Raw genomic sequence first — 14,840 nt, 5'->3', positions numbered from 1 at the left:
GGCCGCCCGTGCTACGTTCGACCGGTCCGTACCGGACCCAGGACGACGAACGGGACGAAGGAGGTGGAACGGTGGCCACGGTGACGACGGCCGCGCCTGTGCTGCGCGGCGCCCGGACGACCGTTCTCCTCCCCCGGGCCCTGGCCTGACCGTCTCCGCTCCCCGCCCCGCGGGGCGCCGCGGCGGTGCGCCGGGCCCCTCATCCAAGGGTTTCCCATGTCCTCCTCCCCTTCCTCCTGGCTCACCCGCCCCGAGACCGACTCCGACGTCCCGGCCGTCCAGGCCCTCACCCGCGCGGCGTTCGGCCGGCCGGCGGAGGCCGACCTGCTCGCCGTGCTCCGCACCGACGAGGGCTGGATCGACGGCCTCTCCTTCGTCTCCACCGACCCGGCCGGCACCCCGGTCGGCCATGTGGTGCTGAGCCGCGCGTTCATCGGCGACGTTCCGGCGCTCGCCATGGGCCCGGTCTCGGTGCACCCGGACCACCAGCGCTCCGGCGCCGGCTCCGCCGCGATCCTGGCCGTGCTCGACGCGGCCCGGCGCGGCGGCGAGCGCTTCGTCGTGCTGCTCGGGCACCCGTCCTACTACCCGCGGTTCGGCTTCGTCCGCGCCTCGGCGCACGGGGTGGTCCTCGGCGTCGACGCGCCCGACGAGGCGTGGATGGCACTGAGCCTGGACGAGCGGTACCCGCTGCCGGCGGGGACGGTCCGCTGGGCCGCGGCCTTCGGCATCTAGCCGGACCCGGTCCGAACCGGGCCGGGGCACACCCGGAACCGCCGGGCGCGTCCGTGCCGGGCGCGAACGGGTCAGGCACGGACGGGTCAGGCACGGACGTACCGGGCACGAACGGCTCAGGCACGGACGAACCCGGTACGGACGAACCGAGCTCCGACGCACCCGGTACGGACGGGCCGGTGCGGACCACGGCCTGGTCGCCGTGCGGGCCGAACAGGTGCAGGATCTCCACCGCGTGCGCACCGGCCGGGCCGAACCAGTGCGGCTCGACGGTGTCGAACTCGGCCACCTCGCCCGGCCGGAGGGTGAATTCGCGCGCGCCGAGGATGAGGCGCAGCTCGCCGGCGAGCACGTAGAGCCACTCGTAGCCGCCGTGGGTCACCAGCTTGGGCTCCCGGTGGGCGAGCACCTGCTTGAAGACCTGGACCCGGCCCGGGTACTGCGTCAGGGGGACCAGGACGTTGCCCCGCTCCTTGTGACGTGGCGTCAGGTGGAGTCGCGGGTCACCGGTGGCCGGTGCCGCGACCAGCTGGTCCAGGGCGACGCGGTGCGTGCGCGCGAGCGGGATCAGCAGTTCGAGGGTCGGGCGCCGCTTGCCCGACTCCAGGCGCGACAGGGTGCTCACCGAGATCCCGGTCGCCCCGGCCAGCGCCTCCAGGGTGAGCCCGCGGGCGCGCCGCAGGGCCCGCAGCCGCGGGCCGATGCCGGCCAGGATCCCCTCGACATCGGTGTCCGCGGCTGCGACGAGGTCCACCGGGTCGCCGGGGTCCACCGGGTCGGTGCGGTGCATGGGGTGCCTCCGGTCCATCCGGCCCCTCGGGTGGGCCGGGTCGGTTTTGCAGTCTTCGCAAAGTTCCTGGGCCGGTGCTGCCACCCGGTCCGAGCATGGGGCCGCAGACGATACCGAACCGAAGGTGGGCCCGTGACCACGACAATCCTGGCTGATCGCCCCGCGTTGAGCACCCGCCGACGATGGACGGTGCTGGCCGTCTGCGCGCTGAGCATGTTCCTGGTCGGCCTGGACACCACCATCGTCAACGTCGGCCTGCCCGCGATCGGACGCGGGCTGGGCGTCGGCACCGGGGGCCTGGAATGGGTGGTGGACGCCTACACGGTGGTCCTGGCCGGCCTGCTGATCTCCGCCGGCGCCCTCGCGGACCGCTTCGGACGGCGGCGCGTCTTCCGGTGCGGGCTGACCGTGTTCGGCCTCGCCTCGCTCGCCTGCGCGCTGGCCCCGTCGCCCGGCTTGCTCGTCGCGGCCCGGGCCGCCCAGGGTGTCGGGGCCTCGATGCTCAGTCCCGTCGCCCTGGCGATCGTGGTGAGCGCGATGCCCGATCCCCGGGAGCGGGCCCGGGCGATCGGCGTCTGGGCGTCCGTCTTCGGGCTCAGCATGGCGGCGGGGCCGGTCACCGGCGGGGCCCTGATCGCGGCGTTCGGCTGGCGTTCGGTGTTCTGGATCAACGCGCCGGTCGTCCTCGCCGCCCTCGTCCTGGTCGCGGTGTTCGTGCCGGAGTCGTACGGACGGCGCGCCCGACGGCTCGACCTGCCCGGCCAGTCGCTGCTCGTGCTGGCCCTGGGCAGCGCCGTCGCCGTCCTGATCGAGGCGCCCCGGATCGGGTGGACCTCGCCCGCGGCGCTCGCCGGCTGCGCCGCGGCGGTGCTGGCCTCGGCGGGCTTCGTCCGGGTCGAGCGGCGCCGGCCCGAACCGCTGATGGACCTCGGCCTCTTCCGCCGGGCGCCGTTCGCGCTGGCGGCCCTGGGCGCCGTGGCGCTGTTCGTCGCGCTGAACGTGAGCCTGCTGCTCAACACGCTCTACCTCCAGCACGCCCGCGGCTGGACGGCGCTGGAGACGGGGGCGGCGACCCTGCCGATGGCACTCGGGGCGACCGTCTGCGCGCCGTGGTCCGGCGCCCTGGTGGCACGGCTCGGGCCGCGCCGGCCGCTGCTGCTGGCCGGCGGGTTCATCGCCGCCGGCGGTCTCTGCCTGGTGGGTCTCGGGCGGGACACCGGCGTCGCCCTGTTCCTGGCGGCCTACCTGCTCATCGGGGTCGGCTTCGGATTCGCCAACGCGCCGATCACCAACACCGCGGTCGGCGGTCTGCCGGCGGACCGGGCCGGTGTGGCCGGGGCGATCACCTCCACCGCGCGTCAGGTCGGCGCGGCGATCGGCATCGCGGTGGCGGGAGGTCTGGTGACGGGGGTGGCGCCGGACGGTCTGGCCGGTGCGTCACGGCCGGGCTGGCTGCTGGTCACCGCCTGCGGACTGTTCCTCGTCGCCGTGGCGCGGGCCTCGGGCCCGGGGGACGACGACAGGGGCGGGAGTCGATGACGACTCCCGCCCCTGCCCAACCGAGCGCCGGGCCCGAATCGAACGAACCCTTCCCGCTGAAAGCGGGCGTGCTACCACTGCACCACCGACGCCTGACCGGCCTGGTCTTCGATCACTTCCGCGATCTCGTCCCGCCGACAGGTAAGAAACTACCAACGGATGATCGAAAGACGAAATCGGGGCCACCGACGGCCCCCTGACGGGGGCGACGGTGGGCGCCGACACGATCGGTGCCCACCGTCCGGACGACCGGACGTTCTTCGGCGCGGCCGCCGGCAGCGACCTGGTGGTCTACACCACGAAGTCCGGCGCCGGCGACGACCTCCCGCCGGTGGGGACCTGGGGCCGACCGGCCCCCGGAGCCCGCCCTCCCGGTCGTGGCCCGCGACCGGGAGGGCAACCGGAAGGGCAGCCGGGGAGCACGCTCCGCACACGATCACGGTCCTTTGACGACCCGCCACGGAAACCGGCACCGGCCTTGCCCCGCAAGGCTCCTTCGTTCACCGATCATTAACTGCTCGATGACGGTGTGTTAAGGCTGTGTGCGCACACCGTCCAGGCAGCGAACGGCTTTTCACTCCTATCACACCGTATGACTAGTATCGCTTCGTCAAAAGCTCGTGCCCCCGGACGGTTCGACCCCACCAGGCCGGCCGCCAGTCCCAAGGAGTCAGCTCTGCGCGCGCGTGCGAATCGGCGGCCCCCGACGCCGAAGTCCCCCCGCAGGCGTCCGCGCCTGTCCCTGCGGACGGCGCTGCTCGTCCTGGCCGTCGTCCCCAGTCTCGCCCTCGCCGCCCTCTGGGCGGTCACCAGCGGCCAGACCTTCCTCGACTTCCAGCGCCAGGCGGCTCAGGGCCTGCTGGCCCAGAAGGCCGGGCAGCCGTCCAACCACGTCTACTACAACCTCCAGGAGGAGCGCCGGCTCAGCGCCGAGGCGCTCGCCCGGCCCGGCAGCGTCACCGACGCGCTGCGCCGCCAGCGCCAGCTGACCGACGACGCGGTGCGGCAGTTCCAGGCTCTCTCCGGCGAGACCGCCGACAGCGCGCCCACCGAGGTGCGCGACGCGGTCGCCGAGGCGCGGCAGGCGATGGGCAAGCTGACGGAGCAGCGGGCCGCGATCGACCGCGCCGCCGTCGACCAGCAGGCCGCCTTCGCCTACTACACCGACCTGATCGCCGTCGACCTGCGGCTGTTCACCGCGCTGAGCCACGTCGACAACGGCGAGGTCACCTGGATCTCCAAGACCCTGGTGAACGCCTTCTGGGCCAAGGAGATGCTGGCCCGCGAGGACGCGGTGCTGGCCCGCGGCTGGCCGTCCGGCAAGCTCACCGCCGCCGACTACCAGCTGGTCCAGCAGTCGATCGGCGCCCAGGAGCACCTCTTCGCCGTACAGGTCGTGCCGTACGTCCCGGCCGCCGAGGCGGGCGCCTGGCAGGACGTCATGGCCGGCCAGGCGTGGCAGGCCAAGACCGCCGTGGAGCAGTCCCTGCTCCGGGCCACCCCGGCGGATCCCAGCGGGGCCGTCAAGCTCCCGGCCTCCCAGGACCAGTGGCGCCAGGCGCTCGACCAGCTCAACCCGCAGCTGGTGAAGGCGATCGAGACCCGCACCGACGGCATCGTCGAGGTCGGCAAGGGCTCGTTCCTCTCCCTGCTCACCGCCTTCGTGCTGACCACCGTCATCGGCCTGATCGCGGTCGTCGCGGTGATCCTCACCAGCTGGCGGCTGACCCGCTCGCTGCGCCGCCGGATCAAGGAACTGCACACCCAGGCCCAGGAGCTGGAGCGGACACTGCCCGAGGTGGTGGAGCGGCTCTCGCGGGGCGAGCAGGTCGACGTCGAGGCCGAGAGCCGGGCGATCACCGCGGACCCGCACGGCAACGGCAGCGACGAGCTGTCCCGCCTCGGCCAGGCGCTCAACCTGGCCCGCACCTCCGCGCTGGAGACCTCCGTCCGCCAGGCCGACCAGCACCGCGGCTTCGAGCGGCTGTTGCAGCGCATCGCCCGCCGGACCCAGCTGCTGATCGGTCAGCAGCTGCGCAAGCTGGACGAGCTGGAGCGCAAGCACGAGGACCCGGAGGTGCTGGAGGGCCTGTTCGACCTCGACCACCTGACCGCCCGCCTGCGCCGCTACGAGGAGAACCTGGTCATCCTGGCCGGCGGCCAGCCCCAGCGGCGCTGGCGCAAGCCCGTCCCGCTGCTGGACGTGCTCCGGGCCGCGCAGGGCGAGGTGCAGGACTACCGGCGCATCATGCTCGACGTCGAGGGCCACCCGTGGCTCAACGAGCGCGCGGTCGGCCCGGTCGCCCACGTGATCGCCGAGCTGATGGAGAACGCGGCGAGCTTCTCCAAGCCGCCGACGCCGGTCGAGGTCCGGGCCGCGATGGTCGGCCGCGGGCTCGCGGTGGAGATCGAGGACCGCGGCCTCGGCATGGACCCGGAGCAGTACGACGCGGCCAACGAGCTGATGAGCCGTCCGCCCCGGATGGACGTGCTGGCCCGGGCGGACGACGTCCGTCTCGGCTTCTACGTGGTCTCCCGGCTCGCCGCCAACTCCAATCTGAAGATCGAGTTCCGGCCGTCGGCCTTCGGCGGGACGCGGGTGGTCGTGCTCGTGCCCGACGAGCTGGTCATCGACGGCGACGCCGGGCTGCCGGACGCCACCCCGGTCGAGCCGATCCCGCTCGCCCGGCGCACCCGCAAGACGGGGCTGACCGCCCTCACCGCGGGCCAGGAGCACGGCGCGCCGACGGACCCGGAGGCCACCGTGGCGACGGCGGTCGCGACGGCGCCGCCGGCGATCGAGCCGCCGGAGACCGTGCTGGTCTCCTCGGCCGCCGTGCCGAGCCCGGCCGAGGCGTTCGCGCACGTCGAGTACATCCAGCCGCCGTCGGCCGAGCAGCCGGTCGAGCACAGCTCCCCGGCCGACGGCTCGGCCGGCTACCCCGGCGAGGGGTACGGCACCGGCGGGTACGGCGCGGACGGCCACGCCGCGGACAGCCACGGCGGGGCCGAGTACGGCACCACCGGGTACCGCACGGACGGGTACCCGACGGCCGGGTACCCGACCACGGAGTACGCCCCGGACGCCCGCGGGGCGGACGGGTACGGGACCACCGGGTACGGGACGGACGGGTACGGCGGGGACGCCCGCACCGGCTCCTACGACCCGTCGGCCGCCGGCACCGCCGGGTACGACGCACCGACCGGACCGGCCCACGACTCCCCGGACGCCCAGGGCACCCAGGGCACGCAGGGCACGCAGGGCACCCAGGCCCAGGAGGCGCCCACGCCCGCCTACCCGGACATCGCGTACGCCACGGTCTCGCCGGCCGAGGCCCCGTACGCCGACGAGCAGTACCGCCCGGCCGACCACTACCGCCTCGCCGAACGGCGCGAGTACGCCTCCACGGTGCCGCTCAGCGAGCCGGCCGGCGGGCAGGCGCCGCTGCCGCAGCGGGTCCGTCAGGCCAGCCTGGCCGCCGAGCTGCGGGTGCCGCCACCGCCGCCGGAGGCCGTCGCCGAGCGCGTCACCGGTGCGCCGGGCATGCCGGGATCCTTCGGCACGCCGATCGGGTCGGCGAGCGTGTTCCAGCGCCCCCCGCGCCGCTCGGGCGCGGCGATCGGCGCCTTCCAGCGGCAGTCCCGGGTGGCCCGCGGTCAGGACTCCGGCGAGGTCCACCTCCCCCGGCAGAGCGTCTTCACCGACCCCGGCCCCCACCCGGCGCCCCCCACCGGCGCCCCCGGCTCCCCGACTCCCGCGCCCGGCCCGTCCCCCTGGGCCCTCCCCGCCGCGGACCCCCGAACCACTAGGACGGATGACCAGTCATGAACCGTACGATCGCCACCCACCAGGACCTGGACTGGCTGCTGGACGGACTCGTCGACTCGGTGGCCGGGACCAGAAACGCCGTGCTGCTCTCCGACGACGGCCTGGTCGTCAGCCACTCCCGCACCATCGAGCGGGCCGACGCCGAGCGGCTGGCCGCCGTCGCCACCGGTCAGCAGAGCCTCGCCCGGGGCGTCGGCCAGCTGTTCGACGGCGGGCCGGTGCACCAGGTGATCGTCGAGCTCTCCGAGGTCTGGCTGTTCATCATCGCCGCCGCGCAGGGCACCCACCTGGCCGTCGTCGCCTCCCAGGAGGTGGACGCCGAGGTGATGTCGGTGGCCATGCACACGCTGGTCCAGCAGGTCGGCCAGAAGCTGAGCACGCCGGTGCGCAGCGACTTCGACGCCTTCGCGGCCAGGAACCGGGGTTGATGCCCCGGTGACGCCGCACTGGAGCGAGGTGCCCGACGAGGACGAGGTCGACGGTTCCGGCACGATGGTGCGCCCGTACACCATCACCCGCGGCCGCACCGCGCCCGAGCGCGACGACCTCACCATGATCACGGTGCTGACCACCGTCACGGACGAGGCCCGCGCCGTCCTGGCCCGGGGCTCCTCCCGGTCGGGCCCGCGCGGGCTCCAGCCCGAGCACCGGATGATCCTGGACCGCTGTCGGCAGCCGGCCGCCGTCGCCGAGGTGGCGGCCGCCCTGAACCTGCCGATCTCGGTCACCAAGATCCTCCTGGGCGACCTGATCTCCCAGGGCCTGCTGCTGGCCCGGGCCCCGCTGTCGGTGGCCCGGGCCGGCGGGGGCGTGGACCTCGGCCTGCTCACGGCCGTTCGCGAAGGACTCCGGAGACTCTGAACCATGGCACCGACCGCACCCCTTCCCCCCTCCTCCGCCTCCGGCAGCACCGCCGCGCCCTCCGCCGTGAAGATCCTCATCGCGGGCGGTTTCGGCGTCGGCAAGACCACCCTGGTCGGCTCGGTCAGCGAGGTCGCGCCGCTGCGCACCGAGGAGTACCTGACCCGCGCCAGCGTGGGCGTGGACGACCTGTCCGGCGTGGACAGCAAGGACACCACCACCGTCGCGCTGGACTTCGGGCGGATCACCGTCAGCCCCGACCTGGTGGTCTACCTGTTCGGCACGCCCGGGCAGGAGCGCTTCTGGTTCATGTGGAACGACCTGGTGAACGGCGCGCTCGGCGGCATCGTCATCGCCGACACCCGCCGGCTGGACACCAGCTTCGCCTCGATCGACTTCTTCGAGAGCCGGGGCATCCCGTTCGTGGTCGCGATCAACTGCTTCCACGGGCACAACACCCGGTCACCGGACGAGATCCGGGCCGCCCTCGACCTCGACCCGCAGGTGCCGATGCTGCTCGGCGACGTCCGCGAGCGCGGTTTCGGACGTGACCTGCTGCTGGCCCTGGTCGACCACCTGATGGACCTCTCCGCCGTCCGGGCCTCGCCCGTCGGCTGACCCGGCCCGCCCCGCCCCGACCGTTCCGACCCCTTTGGGAGAACCACCGTCATGACCTCACCCCTGCGCGTACTGATCCACGGCGGCGGCATCGGCGGCCTGACCCTGGCCACCGCGCTCACCCGGCGCGGCCACCGGGTCGACGTGGCCGAGTTGCGCGACGGCCTGGAGGCGCTCGGCGTCGGCATCATCCAGCCCTCCAACGCGCTGCACGTGATGCGCGAGATCGGCGTGCTGGACGCCTGCCTGGCCGCCGGCTTCGAGTGGGAGGTGCTGACCATCTGCGACCCGTCCGGCGCCGTTCTCGCCAAGATCCCGCAGCCGCGGATGGGCGACGCCCCGTCCAACAACGGCATACCGCGCCCCGCCCTGGCCGAGGTGCTGAGCGGCGCCGCCACCGCGGCCGGTGCCACGCTCCGCTTCGGCACCACGATCGCCGACCTGAGCGACGACGGCGCGGGCGTGGACGTCACGCTGAGCGACGGTCACCAGGACCGGTACGACCTGGTGGTCGGCTTCGACGGCATCGGCTCGCCGCTGCGCCGCCGCCTGTACGGCGAGGCGTACGCGCCGGAGTACACCGGCTTCGCCAACTGGCGGGTGACGCTGCCGCGCTCTCCCGAGGTGCGGGGCGTGGTGATGTCCACCGGGAACCTCCGGGCGAAGGCCCTGCTGACCCCGATCACCGACGAGCTGATGTACCTGGGCTCGGTGTTCGCCGAGCCGGAGGACTTCCGCCCGGACCCGGAGCGCGCCCACGAGCAGCTGGCCGAGCGGCTGGCCGGCTTCGGCGGTCCGGTCGCCGAGGCGCTGGCGCTGGTCACCGACCCGGCCGCGGTGGTCTACTCGCGGATCTCGCAGGTCGGCGTGGAGGAGCCGTGGCACGTCGGCCGGGTGGTGCTGGCCGGCGACGCCGCGCACGCGAGCACCCCGCACCTGGCGCAGGGCGCGGCGATGGCGGTCGAGGACGCGCTGGTGCTGGCCCAGAGCCTGGACGCCGTCGAGGACCCGGCCACCGACGTCGCCGCCGCGCTCGCCGCCTGGGAGGAGCGCCGCCGGCCGCGCGCGATGTGGGTGCAGGCCCTCTCGCGGGCGGTCCTGAAGCAGGAGACCGGCACGCCGACCACCCCCGAGGAGGACGAGCTGCTGAAGGTGGGCATCCCCGGCGCCGCCCACGTCCTCGTCCAGCCGTACTGACGCCCGGCCACCGAGCCCGACCGGCCCCGCACGGAACTCCCGTGCGGGGCCGCGCTGTTCGAACGCCGGGCCGGACCGGGCCGGACGGCCCGATCGGGCCGATCCCCTGTCGGCGGACGCCCCGCGCCCCTACACTGCGAAACCGGTCGATTACCGGGGATGACCTTCGTCAGGGGTGGGCTGCATGAGTACCGAGAGTCTGGGACTTCCGCACGAGTACCGGGTGGCGAGCACGCGGATCGGGGGCTTCGCGTTCACCATCCTGCTGCTGTCGGGCGGGGCCCTGCTCCCGCTCTGGGCCGACAAGGAGTTCTCCTCCGGGACGAAGGGCGCCGGCACCCTGGTGATCCTGGGGCTCTGCCTGCTCCTGGTCCTGTCGGCCGCGCAGGCCGCGACCGTGGTCACCGCGGAGGGCATCAAGGTCCGCGGGATGGTCCGGCGCCGGCGGCTGGCCTGGGCCGACATCGAGGCGATCCGCAAGCAGCCCAACCCGAACGCCCACCTGGGCCGGGGCGCACCGCGGTTCCTCACCTACGCGCACCTCGCGGGCGGCCGGAAGGTCCTGCTGCCGTTCGTGGACGACAAGCACGTGGTGGTGGACCGCGAGGTGGCCCGGTTGACCGAGCTCCTGACCCGACACCAGGAACAGCCCGGCGACGCCGGTCCGACCGCGTGAGCGGTACCACCGGACGACCGACCTGACGACCGACCTGACGACCGGCCCGATGACCGGCGGACGGGCCGGCCGGCGGGGCACGGCTCAGCCCAGCCGGGCCGCCGGGAGCGTCTCGGTGGCGAGCGGGCCGATGTCCGCCGGCGCCGCGAGTTCGGCGAGGTAGCGTTCGCGCGGGACGAGGCCGGCTCCGAGGGCGCGGACGTGGGGCGTGTCCCACTGGGCGTCCAGCAGGCGTCCGCCGGCCGCGGCGAAGCGGGCGGCGAGGTCGGCGACGGCGACCCGGCCGGCGTCGGAGCGGCGGTGGAACATCGAGTCGAGGCTGAGCACCGGCCCGGCCCCGACCCCGAAGACCCCGCCGATCAGCTCCTCGCCCTCCCAGACCTCGGCGCTGTGGGCCGCCCCGCGCTCCCGCAGTTCGAGCAGCGAGGCGTGCAACTCCGGGGTGAGCCAGGCCGGTCGGCGCCCCTCCGCGCAGGCCGCGAGGACCTGTGGGAAGGCCCGGTCGGCACTGGTGTGCCACCGCGCGCCGTTCCGCAGCCGGCGGGCGAGCCGGCTCCCGACGCGCACCCCGCCCGGGGCGATCACCGCGCGGGGGTCGGGCGACCACCAGGCGAGCGCGTACGGGTCGTCGTCGGCGCCGGGCAGCAACACCACCTCCCCCGCCGCCACCGCCTCCTCGAACCGGGCCTCGTTGAAGGCGCTGGCGTAGTCGTCGGCGGCGGGCATCGGGAAGAGTCCGCGGTGGTAGGCCGCCAGCAGCACGTCCGCCCCGAGCTCCGCGCCGAACGCCACCGGGCCGTCCCCCGGCGCCCGGCGCACGTCCAGCCGCTCGAACACCGCGCCCGCCGAGCCGCCTCCGCCGGCCGTGCCCGGCCCGCTCACCGGCGGACCACCCCGACCGGGGCCGACAGGAAGCCCTCCGCCGTCAACTGCTCCAGGTAGCGGTCGAGTAACGCGTCGTCCACCGCCGGCAGGTCGATCCCGCTGCCCACCAGCGCCTGCTCGGTGTTGGCCCGGTCGAACAGCGGGAACGTCGGACGGAAGTACATCTCGCTGATGGACAGGTCGGTGCCCGGACTGCGGTCCACGAAGAGCGGCACGAACGGGGTCATCGGGTGGGTGGGGTGCCCGGCGGCGAACCGGACCAGGTCCTCCACCCAGGCCTTGTACGGGACCCGGTCCACCCGGTGGCCGCGCGCCCGCAGCCGGTCGGCGAGGTCGGCGAGGACGGCCGGGCGCGGCGAGGTCACGTGGTAGACCTCGCCGATCGCGGGCGCGTGGCGGGCGATGTGCGCCACGGCCCGGCTGAACCGGTCGGCCGGGACGAAGTCGAGCAGCAGCCGGACGTCCGGGCAACTCCCGCTGTCCGCCATGTACTTGATCAGCGCGCAGATCTCCGTCCCGGTGTTCATCACCCCGGTGGCGAGGTCCCCGGTGACGTCGTTCGTCCGCAGCACGGTGACCGGCAGGCCGGCCGCCGCCGCGTTGTGCAGCAGTTGCTCGGCGACCCACTTGCTCTCCACGTAGCCGACCGCGAGCCGCTCCGGGTGGGCCAGCGGCGTCCGTTCGGTCACCTCGCCGACGCCGGCCGGGCCGAAGCCGGCGAGCACGGCGAGCGTGGAGAGGTAGTGCACCGGGATGCCCCGCGAGTGCCCGGCCAGCCGGACGATCTCCCGGGTGCCGCCGACGTTGGGGCCGCGCAGCTGGTGGTAGGGGTAGATGAAGTTGACCTGTCCGCCGAGGTGGTGGATCGCGTCCAGGCTCTCGGCGAGCGACTGGAAGCGGTGCTGGGACAGCCCGAGCAGCGGTTCGGCGAGGTCCCCGACCAGCGGGACCACCCGGCTGTCCAGTACGTCCTGCCCCAGGTACCGCTGCTGGGCGCCGCGGATCCGCTCCAGGGCGTGCTCCTCGTCGGGGGCCCGGACCAGGCAGTGGACGCGCGCCCGGGTGGTGTCCAGCAGGGCGTCGAGCAGGTGGGCGCCGCAGAACCCGGTGGCGCCGGTGAGCAGGATCTCGGCCGGCTCGGCGCGCGAGGGCGCGGGACGCCAGGACTGCCGGACGGGGGTGCCGAGTTCGGCCTCGGCCCGCCAGTCGACGGCCGCCTCGCCGAAGCCGTTGCCGCCGGAGCGCGCGGCCTGGGTGGCGGTCGCGAAGGCCCGCAGGGTGGCGTCGCGCAGCAGGGAGCGGGTGAGGGAGCGGATCCGGGTGACGTCGATGCCGAACATGATCCGGGCCCGGGCCAGCATCTCCATGGCGAGCAGCGAGTTGCCGCCGAGGGCGAAGAAGTCGTCGGTCGGGCCGACCTCCTCGACGCCGAGCAGCTCGGACCAGAGGTGGGCGACGGCGAGTTCGATCGTGCTGCCGCTGCCGCCGAGCAGGACGCCCGTGCCGCGCCGGGCGCGGTCGGCCACCTCGGCCCGGGTCTCGGCGCCCCGGGCCTCGACGCTGCCGTCGCCGTCGCCCCGCGCGCGCCGCTGGAGCTGCGGCGCGGTCCGCGGCAGCCCGCGCCGGTCGATCTTGCCGGCGGTGGTGAGCGGCATGCTGTCGAGGAGCACGAAGTCGGCCGGGACCATGAAGTCCGGCAGCCGCTCGGCGAGGTACTCCCGGATCTGGGCCCGCCGCGCCTGGGCACCGGAGCCCTCCCGCCCGGCGAGCGTGTAGTAGGCGGTCAGCACGTGCGCGCCGTCGGAGCTGCCGTCGGCGGCGACCCGGGCCTGCCGCACGTCCGGGTGGGCGGCGAGCACGGCCTCCACCTCGGCCGGGTCGACCCGGTAGCCGCGCACCTTCACCTGGTCGTCGAAGCGGCCGAGGATCTCCAACTGGCCGTCGGCCCGCCAGCGGCCGGCGTCACCGGTGCGGTACATCCGCTCGCCGGGGACGGGCGCGTAGGGGTCGGGCAGGAAGGCCTCCGCGGTGAGTCCGGGCGCCCGCCAGTAGCCGCGGGCGAGGCCGGGGCCGCCCAGGTAGATCTCGCCCTTCTCGCCGGGCCGGACCGGGCTGAGGCGGGCGTCCAGCAGGTGCAGGCGCACCCCCGGCAGCGGCTTGCCGATCGGGACGGGGGCCGCGCCGAGCCCGACCCCGCCCGTCGGCCCCAGCACCGCCGGGGTGATCTCGCAGAGCGTGGACGTGACGGCCGCCTCGGTCACCCCGTAGGCGTTGACCAGCCGGACCCCGGGCAGCCGCGCCAGGCAGTCCCGGCAGTCGTCGGTGTGCACGGTGTCCCCGCCGACCACGATCAGCCGCAGGCCCTCGGGGGCCGGACCGCCCTCGGGGAGCAGCGCGAGCACGTGGTGCCAGTAGGCGGGCGTGAGGTCGGCGACGGTCAGCTTGAGCTCGCGCATCCGGTGCACCAGTTCGGTCGGCGCCCAGGTCCGCGAACCGCCGAGGACGAGCGTCGCGCCGCTCAGCAGGGTGGCGAAGACCTGCTCCAGCGAGGTGTCGAAGCCCAGCGCGGCGAGCTGGAGCACCCGGTCACGCGGTGTGAGCGCGTAGGCGCGGATCACCCGGTCCAGCGTGAACACCAGCGAACGGTGGGTGACCGGCACGCCCTTGGGGGTCCCGGTGGTGCCGGAGGTGTAGATCAGGTAGGCGAGGTCGTCGGGCGCGGCGGCGTCGGCCGTCGGGTCCGGCTCCGGGTCCGCGCCCGGGTCCGGGTCCGCGCCCGTACCCGCAGCCGCGCCGGGTGGCGGCTCCGGCGTCGGGTCCGGATCCGCCCGTTCGTCGACCCCGAGCACCGGGACCCCGGTGAACCGCAGCCCGTGCGCCGCGACCACCACCTCGGCCCGGCAGTCCTCCACGAGCCGGGCGAGCCGCCGCTGCGGGTGGGCCGGGTCCAGCGGCAGGAACGCCGCGCCGGCCTTGAGCACGCCGAGCCAGGCCGTCACCAGGTCCGCCCCGCGTTCCAGGCAGACCGGGACCACCCGCTCCGGCCCGATGCCCCGGGCCCGCAGCACGCCGGCCAGCCGGTCGCTGCGCCGGTCGAGCTCGCGGTAACTGAGCTCGCCGTCCTCGGTGAGCAGCGCGATCGCGTCCGGGTCGTGCGCGGCCCGGGCCCGGAACAGCCCGTGCACGGTGTCCGAGAACCCGGCCCGGGCCGGGCCGCGCCCGGCTCCGCCCGGTCCGGGCAGTCCGAGCCCGCCCCAGCGCCACTCGCGCTCGACACGGGCCCGGCACTCCTCGCGGGAGGCGGGCCCGAACACCGTGTGCCAGCCACCCGGCACGGTGCCACCGGGCCAGATCGCGTACTGACCGTCTTCGTTCCGCACCACGGCGTGACGTCCGGAACTCACATCCGAACGTGCGCCCTGTGCGCTGTCGACTGCATCGTCCACCGGCTTGACCTCGTGCGTTGGCGGCAGAATGCTGGGAGGTGCGACATTTCCGACTATACGCACTCAAGGCCTATTTCGAACGTCCGGCCGCAAGCCGCCGGACGCCCGAGGCCGCTGCCCGGAAGCCGCGGGCACCCCCGTCCGGAGGTCCCGTACAACGCCTCCGCGGCGGACCCGAGCCCAACTCCCGATTCCCGAACCCCACTCCCAGGGGTCCGAGCCGACTCCGAGCAGAACCCCGAGCAGATCGAGCGGACCTGCGCA

At 74.7% G+C, this 14,840-nt stretch carries 10 protein-coding genes, 1 tRNA gene and 1 pseudogene; 8 read left to right on the top strand and 4 right to left on the bottom strand.

All coding sequences use genetic code 11. The features are described 5' to 3' along the window. The first annotated feature begins 216 nt into the window (after positions 1-216). A complete protein-coding gene (locus tag ACFXHB_RS05385) occupies positions 217-735 on the top strand; it encodes a GNAT family N-acetyltransferase (RefSeq protein WP_380572293.1) in 519 nt (172 codons plus the stop codon). Positions 736-898: 163 nt separating this feature from the next. On the opposite strand, the pseudogene ACFXHB_RS05380 reads toward ACFXHB_RS05385, so the two are convergent. Next, positions 899-1,525, bottom strand: a pseudogene (locus ACFXHB_RS05380) (helix-turn-helix domain-containing protein); the annotation flags it as partial. A gap of 132 nt (positions 1,526-1,657) precedes the next feature. Here ACFXHB_RS05380 and ACFXHB_RS05375 point away from each other — a divergent pair. Then, positions 1,658-3,064, top strand: a complete 1,407-nt coding sequence (locus tag ACFXHB_RS05375; protein ID WP_380572290.1) for an MFS transporter — start codon at positions 1,658-1,660, stop codon at positions 3,062-3,064. 23 nt (positions 3,065-3,087) lie between these two features. Here the strand turns inward: ACFXHB_RS05375 and ACFXHB_RS05370 are convergent. After that, positions 3,088-3,156, bottom strand: a tRNA-Glu gene (locus ACFXHB_RS05370). A gap of 500 nt (positions 3,157-3,656) precedes the next feature. On the opposite strand from ACFXHB_RS05370, the gene ACFXHB_RS05365 reads away from it, so the two are divergent. From ACFXHB_RS05365 to ACFXHB_RS05340, 6 genes are all read left to right on the top strand, one after another. Then, entirely contained in the window at positions 3,657-6,893 is a 3,237-nt protein-coding gene (locus ACFXHB_RS05365) for a nitrate- and nitrite sensing domain-containing protein (protein ID WP_380572288.1), read from the top strand. After that, complete coding sequence (locus ACFXHB_RS05360) at positions 6,890-7,321, top strand: roadblock/LC7 domain-containing protein (RefSeq protein WP_329490371.1); 432 nt, start codon at positions 6,890-6,892, stop codon at positions 7,319-7,321. Before ACFXHB_RS05365 ends, ACFXHB_RS05360 begins: the two co-directional genes overlap by 4 nt. A 7-nt stretch (positions 7,322-7,328) precedes the next feature. Beyond that, positions 7,329-7,754, top strand: a complete 426-nt coding sequence (locus ACFXHB_RS05355) for a DUF742 domain-containing protein (protein ID WP_380572285.1) — start codon at positions 7,329-7,331, stop codon at positions 7,752-7,754. A gap of 3 nt (positions 7,755-7,757) precedes the next feature. Beyond that, positions 7,758-8,372: an ATP/GTP-binding protein gene (locus ACFXHB_RS05350; protein WP_380572283.1), complete on the top strand. Its 615-nt coding sequence runs from the start codon at positions 7,758-7,760 to the stop codon at positions 8,370-8,372. A 51-nt stretch (positions 8,373-8,423) separates the two neighbouring features. After that, positions 8,424-9,569: an FAD-dependent monooxygenase gene (locus tag ACFXHB_RS05345; protein WP_380572281.1), complete on the top strand. Its 1,146-nt coding sequence runs from the start codon at positions 8,424-8,426 to the stop codon at positions 9,567-9,569. 184 nt (positions 9,570-9,753) lie between these two features. Next, a complete protein-coding gene (locus ACFXHB_RS05340) occupies positions 9,754-10,245 on the top strand; it encodes a PH domain-containing protein (protein ID WP_380572278.1) in 492 nt (163 codons plus the stop codon). Between the two features lie 84 nt (positions 10,246-10,329). On the opposite strand, the gene ACFXHB_RS05335 is transcribed toward ACFXHB_RS05340, so the two are convergent. Further along, positions 10,330-11,127 carry a leucyl/phenylalanyl-tRNA--protein transferase gene (locus ACFXHB_RS05335; protein ID WP_380572275.1) on the bottom strand — a complete coding sequence of 266 codons (798 nt, stop codon included), beginning with the start codon at positions 11,125-11,127 and terminating at the stop codon, positions 10,330-10,332. After that, positions 11,124-14,534 carry an amino acid adenylation domain-containing protein gene (locus tag ACFXHB_RS05330; protein WP_380572273.1) on the bottom strand — a complete coding sequence of 1,137 codons (3,411 nt, stop codon included), beginning with the start codon at positions 14,532-14,534 and terminating at the stop codon, positions 11,124-11,126. The genes ACFXHB_RS05335 and ACFXHB_RS05330 overlap by 4 nt, the downstream gene beginning before the upstream one ends. Between the last annotated feature and the right edge of the window lie 306 nt (positions 14,535-14,840).

Origin of the sequence: Kitasatospora sp. NPDC059327, assembly GCF_042752535.1 — a bacterium.
Taxonomy (GTDB): Bacteria; Actinomycetota; Actinomycetes; order Streptomycetales; family Streptomycetaceae; genus Kitasatospora.
This window is presented reverse-complemented; position numbering and strand designations above follow the sequence as displayed.